We start from the raw sequence: 19,452 nt of genomic DNA, 5'->3' as shown, positions 1-19,452 counted from the left end.
CGCGGTCTATAGGTCGCAACGTGGCAGCTGCCTGCCGATCCCTTCAAGCCGCCCTTCCACCACGCGATCCTAAACGCGCGCTCGCTGACAGAGGCCGGGAGGTGGGTGGGGCTGAGCCAGCCGGCGATGAGCGTCGCGCTGCGCAAACTGCGCGATCAGTTCGGCGACGAACTGGTTGCGGACGTCGGTGGCGAGCGCAGGCTGACCCCGCTGGCGCAGGCGCTACGTCCGCGCGTGCGGCGGCTGTTGCGCGATGTCGGCGACACGTTTCGGCTGCAGATCGATTTCGACCCGGCGGTCGCGGTGCGGACCTTCACGATCGCGGCCCCGGAACAGCTCGAGATCATGCTGCTCGGGCGGGTCATTCCGGACCTGCTCCGCGCCGCGCCGGGCGTGAGCGTGACGGTGCTGCCGTTCACGCGCTCGTCGTCGGCGAACGCCTTCGAAACGGGCGCCGACATGTTGGTCATTCCCCAGCGCTTCGCCGTCGAGGGACTGCAAAGCCGCGTACTGATGACCGAGCGACCCTCCTGCATGGTGTGGGACGATCACCCCGGCTTCGGGGACGAGATCACGCCGGAACACTATCTGGAGGCACGCCACGTCGCGGTGTTCGAGCGGCCCGGGCCCAATGCGCAGCTTGATGGGCCGAGCCGCGACCTGCTCGACGCGCGGAAGATCGCGGTTCGCACCAGTCTGCACGGGGCGCTGCCCAATCTCGTCCTCGGCACCGATCTCGTCGCGACCGCGAGCAGTTGGCTCCTACAGCATTTCGCCTCGATGATGCCGCTGAAGGTGCTGTCATTTCCGATCGCGACCTCGCCCGAACCGATCATCGCGCAATGGCCGCCCCATCTGGATCACGACGCCGCGCACGCCTGGCTGCTGGAACAGGTGGTGCGCGCGACCTGCGAATTTCTCTGATCCAGGCGCCCCACCATAATATTGTGTAATGCAGGTCATTGCTTCTTTCTATTTGCCCCGGTCACTGACCTGTCACAATCTCGTCGGCGAGCAATCGTTCACATCTCGCAACGGAGCGGTCCACCAGGGCCAGTGAAGGTCAGACGAGAGGAACACGCTCGCAGGACGAATGGACGCGCCTTCGACGGGTGCGTTGGCCAGCGGCGCCGCCAACCGGCGCGCCACCAAGTTTCCAAACGGACGAACCACGGCCGCTCGCTCGGTCGTCGTCGAGGTATGCGGTCCGCATAAGGGGGAAATCATGCGTCTTTCGGGCCGGAGCGGTAACCACTTCGCTCGACCGTGCCGCGAAGGGCGCGGCATCGGATGCCGGCGTAGGCGATACTTCTGAACGGCGTCCGCGTCGTCGCATCGACCTTCGGGATCGATTCCGGGTGCCGCAGCGTGCGCGGCCCGACGCGCTTGCGGAGCCTCGCAGCCTGGCCCTTAGCCGCGCACCGGCTCCGCATCGGTCTTCGCCGCCAGCCCATAGGCGCCGACGACGAACAGCAATCCGCCCGCGATATTGCCGAGCGTCACCAGCGCCAGATTGCGGACGATGCCGACCATCGTGATCGTCTCGCCGGGCGCGAACAGGCCAAGCGTCAGCGCGGTCATGTTGGCGACCGAATGCTCGAACCCCGCGGCGACGAAGGCGAGGAGGACCCAGGCCATGACGATGCACTTGGCGGAATCGCCCTGCACCCGTGCGGCGGTCCAGATCGCGAGGCATACCAGCCAGTTGCACAAGGCGGCGCGCGCGATCAGCGCGACTGCGTCGGCCTCGACCTTATGCGCGGCATAGGCGTTGAACATGGTCGCGGCATTGGCGAACACCGCGCCGCCGCCGCCGGCTATGTAGATGGCGGAGAGCAGCAGCGCACCGACCAGATTGCCGACCCACACCACGACCATCAGCAGCGTCGCATCCGCCCAGCTGACCGTGCGGCGCATCAGCCCGAAGCCGAGATACATGACATAGCCGGTGAACAGCTCGCCGCCGGCAAAGACGGTCAGGATCAGCCCGAGCCCGAAGGTCGCGCCCATGACGAGTGGGCGCACCCCCGCGGGCAGCGCGTCGGCGGTGCTGAGCGCGAGGATCATGGCGATGCCGATATAGGCGCCGGCCAGCATCGCGCCGACGAAGAAGCCAATTGGAGACCGGCGGATCGACGCCGCCTCGGCGGCGGCGCGGTCGGCGAAGGTGGTTACGGTCGGTGCGTACATGGCTCAGGCTTTCACCGACGTGAGCCGCCCGGCGACGCCGGCCCGCGCCACGACACGCTCCGCGCCATCGTCGGCGCCCGCGCGACGGATCTGGACGGGAACGGATTTGTAGGATGGGGTGAAGCTCTGCGGATCGTGATCCTCGAGCGCGATCAGCGGCTGCGTCTCGGGATAATAGGATGCGCAGCAGTTGTCGGGCAGTTCGTGCTCGACCAGCATCAGCCCCTGGACGATGCGATCGGCGCGCTTGAACTCGAGCGCGGTGGTGACGTCGATCACGTCACCCTCGGCGAAGCCGAGCCGCGCGATCTCCTTGGCGTTCATGAACAGCACGTCGCGCCGCCCGAAGACGCCGCGATAGCGGTCGTCGAGCGCGTAGATCGTCGTATTATACTGGTCGTGCGAGCGCAGCGTGGTGAGCCGCAGGACGCTCGGGTCCCTGGTCGATTCGTCTTCCTCCAGCTTCGGCGAAACGATGAAATTGGCCTTCTTCGTGTCGGTCAGCCAGATCCGCTCCGCCGCCGAATTGGGCAGATGGAAGCCGCCCGGCTCGCGGATGCGCGCGTTGTAATCCTTGAAGGCGGGGAACACGGCTTCGATGCTGTCGCGGATCCGGTCGTAATCGGCGACATAGCCGTCCCAGTCGATCCCGCCCTTTGCGCCGAGCGTCGCCTTGGCGATTCCGGCGACGATCCACGGCTCGGAGCGGACATTCTCCCCCGGCGGCATCAGGAAGCCGCGCGAGGCGTGGACCATCGACATCGAATCCTCGACCGTCACCGCCTGCACGCCGCCGTCCTGGCTGTCGCGCTCGGTCCGGCCGAGGCAGGGCAGGATGTAGGTCGCGCCCTTGGCCATCAGCAGATGCGTGCGGTTGAGCTTGGTGGTGATGTGGACCGCGAGATCCATGTTGCGGAAGCCCTGTGCGCACGCCTGCGGGTCGGACGAGGCGATCGCGAGGTTGCCGCCCAGGCACACCACCGCTTTGGCATGCCCGTCGCGCATCGCGGCGATGCTCTCGACCACCGAATGCCCGTCGGCGCGCGGCGGCTCGAAGCCGAACACGTCGCGCATCGTGTCGAGCAACAGCGGTGAGGGCCGCTCGGTGATGCCGACAGTGCGGTCGCCCTGCACGTTGCTATGGCCGCGCAAGGGGCAGATGCCGGCGCCCGGGCGGCCCATATTGCCGCGCAGCAGCAGGAGGTTGGCGATCTGCTGGACGTTGCTGGTGCCGGTGCGGTGCTGCGTGATCCCCATGCCGTAGCAGCAGATCGTCGCCTTGGACTGCGCATAGAGCCGCGCGACCTCCTCGAGGTCGCTCCGCCCTAAGCCACTCGCATGCTCGATATCGGCCCATTCGGCGGTCTCGAGATCGGCGACCAGCGCGTCGAAGCCGGCGGTGTGCTCGGCGATGAAGGCGTGGTCGAGCACCGGCGCCTCGGCGGTGTCCATCGCGACCAGCGCCTTGCAGATCCCTTTGAGCGCCGCGGCGTCACCGCCGACCTTGACCTGCAGATAGCTGGTCGCGATCGGCGTCGCCGCGAAGGTCGCCATCTCGACCACCGACTGCGGCGATTCGAAGCGTTCGAGCGCGCGTTCCTTGAGCGGGTTGAACACGACGATCTTGCCGCCGCGCCTCGCGACCTCGCGCAGCGTCGCCATCATGCGGGGATGGTTGGTGCCGGGATTGTGGCCGATCGACAGGATCAGATCGGCATGGTCGAAATCCTCGAGGCTGACCGTACCCTTGCCGATGCCGATCGACTTGGGCAGGCCGACCGAGGTCGCCTCGTGGCACATGTTCGAGCAGTCGGGAAAGTTGTTGGTGCCGTAGAGCCGGACGAACAGCTGGTAGAGGAACGCCGCCTCGTTCGAGCAGCGGCCCGAGGTGTAGAATTCGGCCTGGTTGGGATCGTCGAGCTTGGCGAGCCCGGCGCCGATCCCGGCGAACGCCTCCTCCCAGGTGACGACCTCATAATGGTCGGTCGCGGCATTGTAGCGCAGCGGATCGGTCACCCGGCCCTGGTCTTCGATCCAGTGATCGGTCTGCTGCCAGATGTCCGAGACGCTGTGCTTGGCGAAGAACTCGGCGCCGATCTTGCGGGCGGTCGATTCCCACGCGACGGCCTTGGCGCCGTTCTCGCAGAATTCGAACGAGGAGCTGTGCTTGGGGTCGGGCCAGGCGCAGCTCGGGCAGTCGAAGCCATCGGGCTGGTTCGACTTGAGCAGGGTCTGCGCGCCGCGCGAGACGATCTGCTGCGCCTTGAGCGCCACCGCCACCGCCTTCAGCGCGCCCCAGCCGCCCGCAGGCCCGGTATAATCCTTGATCCCCTCGGGGCGCTTCTTGGGCATCGTCGGTCCTCCGCACTACGCGCCGGGCGATACACCATCCCGGGCATGTGCCGCTTCGGTGAGCAAGCCCCGGGAGGCAAGGATTTTCGTCCTCCAAAGCGATGACCCGAAAGGTCTGGGAGCCTCGCGCCGGAATAGCGGCGCAACCGCCCATGGCCGTCTAGGACGGCTGCCCCGCCGCGTAAGCGATACCGCGCTCGAGCCCGCGCAATTCGGCGAGGCCGCGCATACGGCCAAGCAACGAATAGCCCGGATTGGTGACGCGGGCGAGATCGTCGAGCATCTGATGGCCGTGATCGGGGCGCATCGGGATGCTGCGCTGTTCGCGCACCGACATCGCATGCACCGCCGCGACGATCGCCGCCATCGCCGCGTCGCCGCCGAGATGCTCGGCTTCGTGGAACGCGCCGTCGGGCTCGCGCTGAACCGAACGCAGGTGCAGGAAGCCGATCCGGTCGCCGAGCCGATCGACCATGCCCGGCAGATCGTTGTCGGCGCGAACCCCGAGCGATCCGGTGCAGAAGCACAGCCCGTTCGACCGGTTCGGCACGCGCGCGAAGAGGTTGGCGATGTCGGCTTCGGTGCTGACGACGCGCGGCAGGCCGAAGATCGCGAAGGGCGGGTCGTCGGGATGGACGACGAGACGGATGCCGACCGCGTCAGCCGTCGGACACACCGCCTCGAGAAACGCGACGTGATGTTCGCGCAGCGTGGCGGCATTGATGTCGGCATAGGTCTCGATCGCGCGCAGGAAGGCGGGCGAGGTGAACCCCTCCTCGCTGCCCGGCAGCCCCGCGATGATCGTGCGCTCGAGTTCGAGGCGCGCGGCATCGTCCATCGTCGCATAGCGCTGCTCGGCCGCGGCGCAGGTGGCCGCGTCGTAGCTCTCGGCCGCGCCCGGCCGCTGCAGGATGAACAGGTCGTAGGCGGCGAGCGCGACCAGTTCGAAGCGCAGCGCGCGCGCGCCGTCGGGCAGTTCCCAGCCCAGATCGGTGCGTGTCCAGTCGAGCAGCGGCATGAAATTGTAGGTCACTACCTCGATCCCGCAGGCGGCGAGATTGGTCAGGCTCTCGCAATATTGCGCGATCAGCCGGTCCCACTCGGGCGAGCGGGTCTTGATCCCCTCGTCGACCGGCAAGCTCTCGACCACGCGCCAGTCGAGCCCGGCGGCGCGCACCATCGCCTTGCGCGCGGCGATCGCCTCGCGCTCCCACACGGCGCCGTTGGGCACTTCGTGGAGCGCGGTCACCACTTCGGTCGCGCCCGCTTGCCGGATGGCGCGCAACTGCACTGGATCGTTCGGACCGAACCAGCGCATCGTCTGTGTCATTAACACGAATTAGCCTTTCTGTATTTCAACGGATGCGCGCGGCTTGGCGCGCAACAAGCTCCACAGCACGGCGGCTGCGAGAAGGTCGAGGGCCGCCAGTGCGGCGAACAAGGGGTCATAGCCGAATGCGTCCGCGCTCTGCCCGATCAGCAGCGTGAACAGCATGCCGCCGATCCAGGCGGAGGTGCCGACCATGCCGCTCGCGGTACCGACCGTCCGGCTGTCGAACATGTCGGCGCATAGCGTGATCAGCGCGCCGCTCAACATCTGATGCGCGAAACCGCCGACGCAGAACAGGATGATCGCGACGCCGGGCGATCCGGCGAGCCCGATGCACGCCGGCCCGATCATGCACAGTGCGCCGACCGTCATCGTCACCTTGCGCGACGCGACCAGCGGCACGCCGCGCTTCATCAGCCAGGTCGGCAGCACGCCGGCGGCAAGACTGCCGAAGTCCGCGGCAAGGAACGGCATCCACGCCCAGAGCGCGATGCTCTTGAGATCGAGGTGCCACACCGACACGAGATAGAGCGGGATGAAGAAGTTGAAGGTCTGCCATGCCGGTTCCGCCAGGAAGCGCGGGACCGCGATGCCCCAGAAGGCGCGGCTTCTCAACAGGTCCTTGCGCGTCGCGGGCTTGGCATCGACATCCTCTTCGCGCGCCGCGGTGATCGCCGCGCGTTCGGCCGGGCTCAGCCGCGGATGGTCGGCCGGGCTGCGATAGCTCCAATACCACAGCAACGCCCATATCAGGCTCAGCCCGCCGGTGACGATGAAGGCGGCCTGCCAGTTCCACGCGAGGATGCAGAAGGCGACCAGCGGCGGCGCGATCATATTGCCGACGCTGGTGCCCATCTGGAACACGCTGGTGGCGAGCGGGCGCTCGCGCGGAGGAAACCATTCTGACACGGTCTTGGCGCCGGCCGGAATGGCCGCCGCCTCGCTCGCGCCGAGCAGCGCGCGGAACACGGCCAGACTCGGCCAGCCGGTCGCCAGCGCGTGCGCCATGTTGGCGAGCGCCCAGCCGACCGCGAAGAGGAAGAAGCCGAGCCGCGTGCCGAGCGCATCGAGCACCCCGCCGGCGACGGTCTGCATGATGGTATAGCTCGCCTGGAAGGCGAGCACGACCCAGCTGTAATCCTCGGTCGTCATGCCGAATTCGGTCTTGAGCCGCGGCGCGGCGACCGACAGCGTCGAGCGCGCGAGATAGTTGAGGATCGTCCCCAGCGTGACGAGCCCGATCAGTTTCCAGCGGAGCGGCACGTCGCGCCAACCGCGACCCGCAATCCTCAATGCCATGCCGCGATCCTTCCGTGGCGGGTGCGGGCGATCATCGCAGGATCTCGACTGCCGAGACGATCGCGTCGCCGGTGCGCGGCACGAACACGAAGTCGAGCTTGCCGCCGCGCACCGTGACTGTCGCGGTGCGGGTCAGCGCCTTGGCCGATCCGCCAGCGGTGCGCGCGATGTCGAGCCCCTGCACGATGGTGCGCCCGTTGGCGGTGACATCGAACACGCGTGCGCCGGGCGCGAGCGACGGTTCGACGAAGGTCAGCGCGATGCGGTACTGCCCATCGGCGAGCGGGACCGCATAGCTGAAGCGGCCCTCGCGATAGGTCGCGGCGACCGCGGCATCCTGCGTCCCAGCGATCACGGCCGCGACGGCGGGCTTGCCGTAATCGGCCGGCTTGGTCAGCGTGCCCGCCTTGCCGCCGGTGAAGAAGGCATCCGATCCGAAGCGTTGCGACGCCTTGGCCGCGACGATCGCGCCGGCGTCGATCCGCACATTGGCGGCGGCGTCCGGCGACAGCGTCCAGGCGAGGCTATCCTCCGCCGCGCCGCCCCGCGCGACGAGCGCGTTGCTGCCGGGCGCGAGCGCAACGTTCTGCCATACGCAGATCCGCTCGGGGCAATCGCTGCGCTGCCCGAGCGAGCGCCCGTTGAGCAGCAGATCGGTCGTCGCGGCGTTGGAGTAGACGCGCACGTCGGTCACCGGATAGGCGCGGTCGGCATAGCGCCGGCCGGTGATGTGGACCGTCGGCGTCGCGCTCCAGTTCGCCTTGTAGAAATAATAGGCGTCCTTGCGGATCGCGCGATCATAGGTGACGAGGCCCTTGGTGTTGATGTCCTGCGCGTCGCCCTCGGCGCGGATCGTCGTCGCGAAATCGAACGCGTTCCACAGGAAGGTGCCCCAGAGATACGGACGCGCCTTGAGCGCGCGCCATGCCTCCTCGTGGATATAGCTCTCATATTCCTCGGGCTGGATGACGCCACGCGAATCGATCGGGCCGCCCCGGACATCGTCGGTGTGGATGCTGGTTGCGCCACCCGCGCCATATTCGGTGACCGACAGCGGCTGCTGCGGTCGCTTGGCGTGGAGCATGTCGAGATGCGGGCCGAGATCGCCGGGTACGCCGAAATACCAGCCGAAATAGCGGTTGGCGCCGCCGAGATCGGCCGCTGCGGCAGTGGTCGGGATCGCGACGCCCTGGTCGAACAGGCGCCCCTCGCAGCAGGTGGCGAGCGCGGTGGGTCGGCCCGGATCCTCGCGATGCGCGAGGTCCTGCAGCGTCTTCAGCAGCGGCATCGGATCGGGCGTCTTGCCGTCGGGATAGCCGGTCAGGAAGGCCGGGAAGGAATTGCCGAAATCGACCTCGTTGGCGATTCCCCAGGTGACGACCGAAGGGTGGTTGCTGTTCTGGCGGACGAGTTCGCGCATCTGCTGCTGTGCATTGTCGATCAGCGCGGCGCGCGGCTCGAGCTCGCCGCGCCGGGTCCAGCCGGACACCAGCGGGATCTCGTCCCACAGCAGCAGACCGTAGCGATCGGCGAGATCGTGGATCGTCTGGCCATGCTGGTAATGCGTCAGGCGGATCGCGTTGACGCCCATCTCGCGCATCGTCGCCACGTCGGCGGCGACGTCGGCGGCGTCGATCGCCCAGCCTTTGCCCTCGTGATCCTGGTGGTAGCCGACGCCGCGGAGCTGGACGTGCTTGCCGTTGAGGAACAGCCCTGCGTCGGGGTCGATCCGAATCGTGCGGATCCCGAACGGCTGGCGCACGCGATCGAGCAGACGGCCGCGCGCGTCGGTGACATCGACCGCCAGCGTGTAGAGATAGGGATCCTCGACGCCCTGCCACAGATGCGGATTGGCGACCGACAGCGTCAGCGCGGCTTCCTGTGTCGCGGCCGCGGCGAGCGTTTGCGTGGTCTGGAGCGACGCCGCTACGCGCCCGTTCGTGTCGATCAGGCTGGCGGTGATGCGGACCGCGCCCGCACGGCGGCTCGCATTGGCGATGCGCGTTCGCACGTCGACCTGCGCGGTGGCGGTCGTGGCGGCGGTGGTGGTCGCGTAGACGCCTGAGCCGCCGAAATCGGCGAGGTCGATATGGATCGGATCGACCGCGATCAGCCGCACCGGGCGATAGAGCCCGCCATGGACGAAGAAATCGCCGGTCAGCGGCAGGATATCGGCGGTCGTCGCGTCCTTCCCGCCGGGTGCGCTATTGTCGGTCCGCACCACCAGCACATTGTCGCCCGAGGCGCGCAGCGCGTCGGTGGCGTCGAGCCGGAAGCGCGAGAAGCCGCCGGCATGGTCGCCGAGCTTGGTGCCGTTTAGCCATACGCTCGCGGTGCGGCTGGCGGCGTCGAATTCGAGCCAGATGCGCTTGCCGCGCATCGCCGCGGGTACGGCGAAGCGCTGGCGATACCAGCCGAGCCCCTGCGTCTTGTCGATCGTCTCGGCGCGGTTGACGTGGGTTTGCGGATCGGGGCGATAGAAGCCGACGCGGTTCCAGGTGTGCGGCACGCTGACGGGTTGCCAGGCGGCATCGTCGAACGCGGGCGTGGTCACCGCCTCTGGCGCATCGCCCTGATGAAACCGCCAGCCGGTCGCGAGCGTGCTCGCGACGCGCGCGTCGCTCGCTTCCGCCGTCGCTGCGATGGCCGGGGCGGACGCCGTCATGAGCGCGGTCGCAGAGACAAGCGTTGCGGCGGCGATCCCGCGCATAAGACGGTCGTTCATGTTTTCGCTCTCCTATCCGAGCACCGATATCATCGCGGTCGCGGTCTTACCAGATGGCGCAGAAGGCCTGCCGGAACTTTCTACCAGGGCAGGGCAGATTAACCGACTGGCGATCAGAGTATGAAAATCAGTGCGATATCATCGATCGCACGGGGGTGATCTGACCAAATCGTATTTGACGGAAACAAATATCGCCCATAGGTGGCCTTACCAGACCGCAGGGAAGCGGCGTTATCTTGAGGTGAGGATTTATGCGCAAAGGTTTTGTTTGGCTCGGTGGCGTTGCGGCGCTGGCTCTTGCGAACCCCGTCTCGGCGCAAGAGGGCAGCGTTGCCCCCGCGCCCATCCCGGCGCGCGACGTCGCGGCCGACCAGCAGGCGCCCGCACCCGCGGTCACCGATGAAGGCGCCCTCACCGACATCGTCGTCACCGCGCAGAAGCGCGAACAGAATCTGCAGGACGTGCCGGTCGCCGTAACCGCGATCTCGGGCGAGACGCTGGTCAACCGCAACGTCGCCACGGTCACCGATCTCACGCGCCTTGCGCCGAGCCTGACCGTCACCACCGGCGCGGTGCCGACGAACAATTCGATCAACCTGCGCGGCGTCGGCACGGTCGCCTTCTCGACCGCGATCGAGCCTTCGGTCGCGGTCATCGTCGACGACGTCGCGCTGCTGCAGCAGGCGCAGGCCTTCTCCGGCCTCAGCGACATTGCGCGGATCGAAGTGCTGCGCGGCCCGCAGGGAACGCTGTTCGGCAAGAACGCCTCGGCGGGCGCGCTCAACATCGTGTCGCAGGGCCCGACCGCGCGCCTGACCGGCTCGGTCACCGGCACCGCGACGACCGACGACGAATACCGTGTCGATGCGGTGATCTCGGGGCCGCTCGCCGAAGGCGTCGGCTTCCGCCTCAACGGTTTCTACGGCGATCGCGACGGCTTCATCACCAACCGCTTCGACGGGCGCAAGCTCAACAACGATCGCAGCTATGGGCTGCGCGGTCGCCTCGCGCTCAATCCGCTGCCGGGCGTCACGGTCGATCTGATCGCCGGCCATTCGGTGTCGGAGAGCCGCGGCACCGCGCGCACCTTCCGCAACGTGCCCGCCGGTGCTGCCGTCTATGGCGCGTCGCTGACCCCGACGCTCGCCGGGATCACGCCGGGCCAGGACAATTTCACCACCGCCTTCGACGGTCCGCTGTTCAACAAGAGCCAGCAGGCGAACGGCAGCGGGAAGGTCACCGTCGATCTCGGCGCGGTCAATCTGATTTCGATCACCAGCTATCAGGACTGGAAGTTCCGCTTCATCGAGGATTTCGACTATGTCGTCGGGCCCGTGCTGGGGCTCGCCAACGGCATCACCGCGCAGAGCGGCTTCCACGCCCGGCAGTTCGCCCAGGAAGTGCGGCTCGCCTCGAAGGACAAGGGGCCGTTCACCTATGTCGCCGGTCTCTATTATTCAGACGGCAAGACCGATCGCACCTTCGATCGCGGTCCTTCGGGCCCGGTCGTCGCGCGGTGGAACTCGACCAGCGGCACCACGACCTATGCGGTGTTCGGCCAGGCATCGTACGACATCGCGCGCGCGACGCACATCGACGTTGGACTGCGCGCCAATCACGAGGATATCTCGGTCCGCTACATCAACACCGTCATCCCGACGACGGCACCGGCGAACAACGCGACCTGCCTCGCCACCTGCAGCGGCAATGCCAAGGACAGTGTCGTCACCGGCAAGATCGCGCTGCGGCAGGATCTCGCCAAGCGCGTGATGGCCTATGCGTCCTACTCGACCGGCTATAAGGGGCAGGGGTACGACATCTCGACCGGCTTCACCCCCGGGCGTGCCGCAGTCCCGGTGCGGCCGGAAACCTCCAAGGCCTATGAGGTCGGCCTCAAGAGCCGCTTCTTCAACAATCGCTTCCAGCTGAACGTCGCCGGGTTCTGGACCGATTTCAGCGACTTCCAGGCGCAGTCGGGCGTGACCTTGCCCGACCAGACGATCCAGCTGCAGCTCAACAATGTCGGCAAGGTCCGCACCCGCGGCGTCGAGGTCGAGTTCCAGGCACGCCCGCTCGAGGCGCTGACGATCGACGGTGGCATCAGCTACACCGAGGCGATGATCCGGCAGTTCCGCAATGCGCAATGCTATACCGGGCAGACCGCGGCGCAGGGCTGCCTTCCCGTCACGGGATCGAGCACCGGCTTGCAGGATCTGTCGGGCAAGCGGCTGAGCAACGCGCCGCGCTGGAAGTTCAACGTCGGCGGCACCTATGACGTGCTGCTGCCGCAGATGCCGTTCGACGGCTTCGTCCAGGCCGATGTCAGCTACCAGAGCTCGGTCAACTTCGATCTGCTCGGCAACCCGGCGCTCGTCCAGGGCGCTTATGCGATCGTCAACGGCAGCATCGGTATCGACCAGAAGGCACGCGGCGGCATTCGCGTCGCCTTGTTCGTCAACAATCTGTTCGACAAGCATTATGCCAGCGCCTTGGGCACCCCCTCGGGTGGCACGACGGGTCTCGTCGCACAGACCTTCTCGCGCAATGCACGCCGCTATGCAGGTATCCGGGCGCGCTACCGCTTCTGATACCTGACGGGCCCGCGGCGCGTGGGCGCCGTGGGTTCGCCGCCCCGACCCGAACCGCAGACAGGTGATGCAGATGAAGACGAAAATCCGGACGCTGTTGCTGCTTTGCGCGGCTGTCGTGGGACCTTTCGGCAGCGCGCTCCACGCGAAGGCGCCGGGTAGCGCGAGCGATCGTGCCGCGCAGCACCGCGAGACGGCGGCGGATCGCTGGGCGGCCGAGACCGAGGCCAAGATGACCGATGACGAGCGCTTCTCGCTCATCCACGGCTTCATGGCGCTCCGTATTCCAGGGTTCGGCGACCCCAATCTGGTCTGGCCCGCCGATGTCGTCCCCGGCGCGGGCTATGTGCCCGGCATCCCGCGCCTCGGCGTCCCGTCGTTGCGTGAAACCGATGCGAGCCTCGGCGTGACCAACCCGTTCGGCGTGCGCAAGGACGATACCGCGACGGCCTTGCCCGCCGGGTTGGCACTCGGCGCGACCTTCGATCCCGAAATGGCGCGGCGCGGCGGCTATCTCGTCGCGAGCGAAGCGCGCGCGCGCAATTTCAACGTGCTGCTCGGCGGCGGGATGAATCTGACGCGCGATCCGCGCAACGGCCGCAACTTCGAATATATCTCCGAAGATCCGCTGCTGTCGGGCCTAATGGGCGGCGCGGCGATCCGCGGTACGCAGGAAGCCGGCGTGATCGGCACGGCCAAGCATTTCGCGCTCAATTCGAACGAGACCAACCGGCACACCTGGGACGCGACGATCGGCGAGGCGGCGCTGCGCGAATCCGATCTGCTCGCCTTCCAGATCGCGATCGAGACCGGCAAGCCGGGCTCGATCATGTGCGCCTACAATCTGGTCAACGGCGCCAAGGCGTGCGGCAACGACTTCCTGCTCAACCGCGTCCTCAAGCAGGACTGGCGCTACAAGGGTTGGGTGATGAGCGACTGGGGCGCGGTGTCGTCGGCCGATTTCGCGGCGAAGGGGCTCGACCAGCAATCGGGCGACCAGCTCGACAAGCAAGTGTGGTTCGGCGCGCCGCTCAAGGCGAAACTCGCCGACGGCAGCTTCGATCATGCGCGGCTGTCCGACATGGTGCGGCGGATTCTGCGCTCGATGAAGGCGGTCGGCGTCACCGAATGGACCGCGCAGAAGCCGGTCGATATGGCCGGACACGCCGCTACTGCGCTCGAGATCGCGCGGCGCGGCATCGTGTTGCTCAAGAATGACGGCGTCCTGCCGCTCGCAGCCAGCGCGCGCAGCATCGCGGTGATCGGTGAGAAGGCGCAGATCGGCGTGCTGTCGGGCGGCGGGTCGTCGCAGGGGCTGCCGCCGAAAGGCTGGGCGGCGAGCGATCCGATCGGCGGCGCGGGGCAGATGGGCAGCTGGCGCATCGCGCGCTGGTTTGCCGGCGCACCGACCGACGCGATTGCCGCGGCGGCGCCCGGCGCAAAGGTCGAGTTCGATCCGGGGCTTTATCCGCAGGCAGCCGCGGCGGCGGCGGCGCGCGCCGATGTCGCGATCGTCTTCGTCAACAAATATGAGGTCGAAGGCTCCGATTCGCCCGACCTCGCGCTCCCGCGCGGGCAGGACGCGATCATCGCCGCGGTCGCCAAGGCCAATCCCAATACGATCGTCGTGCTACAGACCGGCAATCCGGTCGCGATGCCGTGGCGCGACCAGGTCAAGGCGATCGTTGCCGCCTGGTATCCGGGGCAGGAGGGCGCACAGGCGATCGCCGATGTGCTGACCGGCAAGGTCAATCCGTCGGGTCGCTTGCCGATCACCTTCCCGCAAAGCGTCGAGCAATTGCCGCGCACGACGATCCCGAGCTTCGGCACGCCCGAGAATACCCCCGTCAGCGTCGCGATGACCGAGGGCGCCGACGTCGGCTATCGCTGGTTCGCGCGCAAGGGGCTCGCGCCGATGTACGCCTTCGGCCATGGGCTGAGCTACACCCATTTCGCCTATTCGGGGCTGAGCGTCAGCGGCGGCAAGACGCTTTCGGTCAAGCTGACGGTGCGCAATGCGGGCCCGCGCGCGGGCGCCGATGTACCGCAGCTCTATCTCCAGACGATCGACGGCGTGGTCGAACCGCGGCTGCTCGGGTTCGAGCGCGTCGAGCTCGCGCCGGGCGAAAGCCGCACGATCTCGCTCGCCGTCGACCCGCGTTTGCTCGCCAAATACGACACGGCGACATCGCGTTGGCAGATCAAGGGGGGGCGCTATGGCGTAACGCTGGCGCGATCGGCGACGGATCCGGTGCTGACGGGCAGCGTGACGATGACGCCGCGGCGCTTCGCTCGGTGAACGAGCGGGTCTGAGCCCGTCGCTTTAGCGCGGCGGGCTCACCTGATTTATCGGGTGTCTGGCGCTGCAATGTCGCGCCCTAAAACGATAGCTATCAATATCGCATTGCCGTCCCGCATCGATCATGAGAAGGTCGGGGGTCGCGCGGGGCGGCAGGAGAGCCGTGTTGAGCAACCATCGCAAGCCGATGCAGGAGCGGTCGCGCAAGACCTATGAGCTCCTGCTTGCGGCTGCGGAAACGCTGCTCGAGGAAGTGGGTATCGAGCGGATCTCGAGCAACCTCATCGTCCAGCGCGCCAATCTGACATCACCGGCTTTCTACCGCTATTTCGACGACAAATATGCCGTGATCAAGGCGCTGGCGGAACGGCTAATGCAGCGCCAGAACGAAGCGCTGACCCACTGGATCGAGCGCTATCGCGATGCGGGATATGATGCCCTGGTCGATCATATCGAGGATCTCGTCCGCGAAATGGACGCGATCACGCGCCAGCAGCCGGGCGCCATCTGGATCATGCGGGCGCTCCACGCGGTGCCGAGCCTCGCCCATATCCGTCTTGCGTCGCATCAGTTCGTCACCGATCTGATGACCGACGTGTACATGCCCTATCTGCCCGGCGTTGCGCGCGACCTGGTGCGCCGCCGCACGCGGCTGGCGGTCGAGATCGCCTATTCGGTCGATGAAATGCTCAAGGAAGAGCCGGGCATGCGGAACGCGGTCTTCGAAGACCTGATCTATATTTTCCGGTCGCTCTTCTATCATCCCGATCTGGCGAAGGCTGCGCCGCCACATGCCGCAGGTGCGACATCCAGCGCGGCATCGTCGGTCGACGCGTGAGGGAGATTTCCTGACCTGTCATAAAAACGATATCAACTACTATCATATGCGCCGTCGATACGAATCAATCGGGGCGCACAATGATCCATTCCTTCGTTCATCGGTCGGCGCTGGTCGCCACCCTGCTGGCGGGCGCTGCGGCGACGCCGGTGCTCGCGCAGCAGTCGGCGACGGCCGATCCCGCCGCGACGACCGCAGATGAGCCCGACAAGACGCGCGTCGCCGACGGCGACGATATCGTCGTGACCGGCCGCGCGGGCACGTCGCGCCAGCGCAAGGTCGAGACGAGCTACGCGATCTCGACGATCTCGGACCAGGATCTGCGCATCCGCGCGCCGATCGGTGTCGCCGAGGCGCTCAAACAGGTCCCCGGCTTCTACAGCGCGCCGACCTCGGGTGAAGTCTCGGGCGGCGTGCGCGTGCGCGGCATTCCGAGCGATGGCTATCAGACCGTCGCGCTGCTCGAGGATGGCATCCCGATCCAGGGCGATCCCGGTCTCGGCTGGCTCAACGGCGACCAGTCGCTGCGCATCGACCAGAGCGTCGAGCGGATCGAAGTGGTGCGCGGCGGGCCGTCGGCGATCTTCTATTCGAACGCGCCGGGCGCCGCGATCAACTTCATCACGCGCAAGGGTGGCGATACGCTCGAGGGGCTCGTTCGCTACGAAGCGGCGAGCTACAATTCGCACCGCGTCGACGGCTGGATCGGCGGACCGATCGGCGCGACCGGGTGGCATTTCTTTGGCGGCGGCTATTACCGCGTCTCGGATGGCCCGCACAATTCGGGCTACACGCAGGATCGCGGCGGGCAGTTCCGGGTCAACCTGTCGAAGGAGTTCGAGCGCGGCGGGATCACCTTCGGCGTCAAGCGGATCGACGAGCGCGTCGGCTATTGGGGCGGCGGCATCTATCAGGCCAACGCCAATGGTACGCCGAGCAACGTCGTGGGGCTCGACAACAAGATCGACAATGTCGTCGGCCCCGACACGCGCTATTTCAACTTCCTGACGCCGAACGGCACGGTCACGTTCGACAATGGCGTCGGCAGCAGCGTCAAGCTGACCCAGCTCAGCTTCCAGGCGCATTACGACATCAGCGACAGCTTCAAGGTCGAGGAGAATGTCCGCTATCGCACGAGCTGGACGCAGCGCAACAGCATCACGCCGTACACCGTCGCTGCATCGGCGAGTGCGCTGCTGACCAGCACCTTCGGCAAACCCGCGGCGGGGACGAGCTATGCGCTGGTCTATCGCGACAGCGGCGCGGCGTTCAATCTCGCCAGCCAGAACGGCAACGGCCTCGCGCTGATCGATCTGGCGCGGACGCACACCGTGCCGCTCGACGAATTCATCACCGACACGAGGTTGGTCGGCAAGGTCGATTTGCTGGGCACGCACAACCTCGCGTTCGGCGTCTATTATGCGCGCGAGGAAGAGGATTATAACGCGCTCAGCGCCGCAGTGCTGACCGACGTCAAGGCGCATGCCGAAGTGCTCGACGCCTATCTCGTCGACGCGCGCGGCAACAAGCTGTTCAAGATCAGCGACAACGGCGTCATCCAATATGGCGCCGAATATGCCAATGCGAGCGGCAGCTCGGACAATATCGCCGCTTATGCCAGCGACGAGTGGCAGCTGACCCCGAAGTTCCGGCTCGAGGGCGGCGTGCGCTACGAGCAGATCAAGACGCGCGGGCAGGTCGAGGGCACCAAGAAGGTCAATCTCGGCCAGAGCGCGACCAGCGCCGACGACTCGGTCGGGGTCGGCACCGGCATGTTCACGCCGTTCTCGCGCACATACGATCATGTCGGCTGGACCGCCGCGGCCAATTACCAGGTCCGCCCGTTCTTCGGCGTGTTCGCGCGCTATACCGACACGTTCCGGCTTCCCGCCGTGTCGAGCTTCATCACCAACGCCAATGCCGCACCCGTCGTGCAGACGCTCAACATGCTCGAGGGCGGCGTCAAATATTCGCGCGGCAAGGTCGATCTCTACGCCACCGCTTTCCGCACGGTGTATAACAGCTACGCGATCAGCGACTATCAAAGGCTCGCCAACGGCCTGTTGTCGCCGGTGACGGTCTATGGCGACACCAAGACCACCGGCACCGAGATCGAGGGGACGTGGCGGCCGACCGACTGGTTCGATCTGCACGCCTCATGGACGTGGCAGGACAACCGCTTCAGCAAGTTCGTCTACACCAACAGCGCCGGCGTGCTGACCGATTATTCGCACCACCGCGTCAACGGCGTGCCCGACAACACCTTCCGCATCACGCCCGGGCTGACGCTGTTCGACCGCAAGGTGCGGTTGCAGTCGGACGTCAACTATATCGGATCGATCTATACCGACGTGGCCAACCAGATCCGGCTGCCGAGCTATTGGTCGGTCGATTTCGATGCGCAATTCCAGCTCACCCCCAAGCTGCAAATCGGGCTGATCGTGGCGAACGTCACCAACGCCTTCGGCCTGGTCAACGGCAACCCGCGGGCGGGGACGATCGACAACAGCCAGGCCGGGCAGCCGGTCTATATCGGCAGCTCGCTCTATCAGCGGAACTATCGCGGGTCGCTGACCTACCGCTTCTGATGCGCGGTGCGCGGCGTGGGACAACCCCGCCGCGCACCGCTTCCCTGCTTCGAAAGGATCCTGCCGTGCGTGTTGGTCTTACCCTGCTGGCGCTCGTCGTGGCGCAGACCCCGCTGCTTGCTGCCCCGAGCGACGCGCCGCGGATTCCGCCCGTGGCCAGCCTGACCGATGGGCAATGGCTCAAGGGCGATCTGCATCTGCACTCGCGCCACAGCAAGGATTCGACCAACAATCCCGAGGCGAAGATCATCAAGTTCGCCGAGGATACGGGCTTCGACTATCTCGGCATCACCGATCACGACAATCACGTCGCGGGCGACGTCGCGCACAACAGTTGGAGCGACCCCGAATTCACCTCCAAGTCGGTGATCCTGCTCTATGGCGCCGAATGGACCACCGAGCGCGGGCACGGCAACGTCTTCTCGGCCAAGCCGTACGACCATCAGCGCCTGTTCGACGTGCGCGATGCGCGCGATGCGAAGATCCTCGCGGTCAAGAAGTCGCTCGGCATCCACCTCTCGGGCAACCATCCCGCCGGCAAGGACCATTGGGGCTTCAGCTTCGACATGCTCGATTCGCTCGAAGTGTGGAACTCGGCGATCTGGCCCAACAATGCCGCAGCCCTCATGATCTGGGACGACATGCTGAAGTCGGGCCGCAAGCTGACCGGGCGCGGCGGCAGCGATTCGCATCACGGCACGCCCGACAGCCCCGAGCAAAAGACGTCGCACACCGCCGAGCGCAACGCGAATTACGTTGGTACGCCGACGACCTGGGTGTTTGCCAAGACGCGCGATGCGAAAGGCGTGGTCGATGCGCTGACCAACGGCCGCGTGTCGATCAGCGCAAATCCGTACGACCCGCGCGTCGAACTCAGCGCCGATCGCGATGGCGCCGGCCGGATGGACATGATGATGGGCGACGATGCGAGGCCGAGCGGAAAGCCGGTCAGCTTTCAGGTGCGGCTCGTCGGCGGTGGCGTGCGTGGTGCGGTCTATCATGTCCGCGTTATCAAGAATGGCGAACTGCTCGGCGCCTATGACACCGATCCGACCAGCAACGCCGTCGGCTTCACCGACACGCCCGCTGCCACGGGGCGCAGCTATTACCGTGTCGAGGTCGAAGGTCCGCAGACCCCCTATCCGCAAGTGCCGGTATCGACCGTGCTGAGCGGCAAGATGATCGCGCTTTCGAACCCGCTTTACTTCAACTTCGATCCCGACTTCTGAGATGCCCAGCGGAC

Annotated in this window: 11 protein-coding genes; 6 read left to right on the top strand and 5 right to left on the bottom strand. The window is 66.6% G+C overall.

Annotation, left to right across the window (positions count from 1 at the left end; all coding sequences use genetic code 11):
* Positions 1 to 27 precede the first annotated feature (27 nt).
* Positions 28 to 924 (top strand): LysR family transcriptional regulator, encoded by an 897-nt coding sequence (locus EAH76_RS02670; protein ID WP_347233085.1) that lies wholly within the window; start codon positions 28 to 30, stop codon positions 922 to 924.
* A 486-nt stretch (positions 925 to 1,410) separates the two neighbouring features.
* Here the strand turns inward: EAH76_RS02670 and EAH76_RS02665 are convergent, their stop codons facing one another.
* From EAH76_RS02665 to EAH76_RS02645, 5 genes are all read right to left on the bottom strand, one after another.
* On the bottom strand, positions 1,411 to 2,190 hold the full coding sequence (locus EAH76_RS02665) for a formate/nitrite transporter family protein (protein ID WP_140847695.1): 780 nt from the start codon (positions 2,188 to 2,190) through the stop codon (positions 1,411 to 1,413).
* A gap of 3 nt (positions 2,191 to 2,193) precedes the next feature.
* Positions 2,194 to 4,542 carry an FdhF/YdeP family oxidoreductase gene (locus EAH76_RS02660; protein WP_140847691.1) on the bottom strand — a complete coding sequence of 783 codons (2,349 nt, stop codon included), beginning with the start codon at positions 4,540 to 4,542 and terminating at the stop codon, positions 2,194 to 2,196.
* A 160-nt stretch (positions 4,543 to 4,702) separates the two neighbouring features.
* Positions 4,703 to 5,872 carry a mannonate dehydratase gene (uxuA, locus tag EAH76_RS02655; RefSeq protein ID WP_140847686.1) on the bottom strand — a complete coding sequence of 390 codons (1,170 nt, stop codon included), beginning with the start codon at positions 5,870 to 5,872 and terminating at the stop codon, positions 4,703 to 4,705.
* 9 nt (positions 5,873 to 5,881) lie between these two features.
* On the bottom strand, positions 5,882 to 7,171 hold the full coding sequence (locus EAH76_RS02650) for an MFS transporter (protein WP_140847681.1): 1,290 nt from the start codon (positions 7,169 to 7,171) through the stop codon (positions 5,882 to 5,884).
* A gap of 31 nt (positions 7,172 to 7,202) precedes the next feature.
* Positions 7,203 to 9,896 (bottom strand): glycoside hydrolase family 2 TIM barrel-domain containing protein, encoded by a 2,694-nt coding sequence (locus EAH76_RS02645; RefSeq protein WP_140847677.1) that lies wholly within the window; start codon positions 9,894 to 9,896, stop codon positions 7,203 to 7,205.
* Between the two features lie 251 nt (positions 9,897 to 10,147).
* On the opposite strand from EAH76_RS02645, the gene EAH76_RS02640 reads away from it, so the two are divergent.
* The 5 genes from EAH76_RS02640 to EAH76_RS02620 all read left to right on the top strand — a co-directional run bounded on the left by EAH76_RS02640 (position 10,148) and on the right by EAH76_RS02620 (position 19,438).
* Positions 10,148 to 12,484 carry a TonB-dependent receptor gene (locus EAH76_RS02640; protein ID WP_140847672.1) on the top strand — a complete coding sequence of 779 codons (2,337 nt, stop codon included), beginning with the start codon at positions 10,148 to 10,150 and terminating at the stop codon, positions 12,482 to 12,484.
* A 73-nt stretch (positions 12,485 to 12,557) separates the two neighbouring features.
* Positions 12,558 to 14,783: a beta-glucosidase gene (locus EAH76_RS02635; RefSeq protein WP_206667829.1), complete on the top strand. Its 2,226-nt coding sequence runs from the start codon at positions 12,558 to 12,560 to the stop codon at positions 14,781 to 14,783.
* A 166-nt stretch (positions 14,784 to 14,949) separates the two neighbouring features.
* The gene (locus tag EAH76_RS02630; RefSeq protein WP_140847668.1) at positions 14,950 to 15,621 is read left to right on the top strand and encodes a TetR/AcrR family transcriptional regulator; all 672 of its coding nucleotides are present in this window, start codon (positions 14,950 to 14,952) and stop codon (positions 15,619 to 15,621) included.
* 80 nt (positions 15,622 to 15,701) lie between these two features.
* Positions 15,702 to 18,209, top strand: coding sequence for a TonB-dependent receptor (locus EAH76_RS02625; RefSeq protein WP_140847664.1), 2,508 nt, complete (start codon positions 15,702 to 15,704; stop codon positions 18,207 to 18,209).
* Between the two features lie 65 nt (positions 18,210 to 18,274).
* Entirely contained in the window at positions 18,275 to 19,438 is a 1,164-nt protein-coding gene (locus EAH76_RS02620; RefSeq protein ID WP_140847659.1) for a CehA/McbA family metallohydrolase, read from the top strand.
* Positions 19,439 to 19,452: the final 14 nt, after the last annotated feature.

It is taken from the genome of Sphingomonas glacialis (genome assembly GCF_006439055.1).
GTDB lineage: Bacteria > Pseudomonadota > Alphaproteobacteria > Sphingomonadales > Sphingomonadaceae > Sphingomonas > Sphingomonas glacialis_A.
The sequence above is the reverse complement of the archived record's forward strand: the minus strand, read 5'-3'. Positions and strand labels throughout refer to the sequence as shown.

What these genes read in the sequence shown, in the direction of transcription:
- EAH76_RS02665 (WP_140847695.1), bottom strand. Translation starts at nt 2,190, where the DNA reads ATGTACGCACCGACCGTAACCACCTTCGCCGACCGCGCCGCCGCCGAG.
- EAH76_RS02660 (WP_140847691.1), bottom strand. Translation starts at nt 4,542, where the DNA reads ATGCCCAAGAAGCGCCCCGAGGGGATCAAGGATTATACCGGGCCTGCG.
- uxuA (WP_140847686.1), bottom strand. Translation starts at nt 5,872, where the DNA reads ATGACACAGACGATGCGCTGGTTCGGTCCGAACGATCCAGTGCAGTTG.
- EAH76_RS02650 (WP_140847681.1), bottom strand. Translation starts at nt 7,171, where the DNA reads ATGGCATTGAGGATTGCGGGTCGCGGTTGGCGCGACGTGCCGCTCCGC.
- EAH76_RS02645 (WP_140847677.1), bottom strand. Translation starts at nt 9,896, where the DNA reads ATGAACGACCGTCTTATGCGCGGGATCGCCGCCGCAACGCTTGTCTCT.
- EAH76_RS02640 (WP_140847672.1), top strand. Translation starts at nt 10,148, where the DNA reads ATGCGCAAAGGTTTTGTTTGGCTCGGTGGCGTTGCGGCGCTGGCTCTT.
- EAH76_RS02635 (WP_206667829.1), top strand. Translation starts at nt 12,558, where the DNA reads ATGAAGACGAAAATCCGGACGCTGTTGCTGCTTTGCGCGGCTGTCGTG.
- EAH76_RS02625 (WP_140847664.1), top strand. Translation starts at nt 15,702, where the DNA reads ATGATCCATTCCTTCGTTCATCGGTCGGCGCTGGTCGCCACCCTGCTG.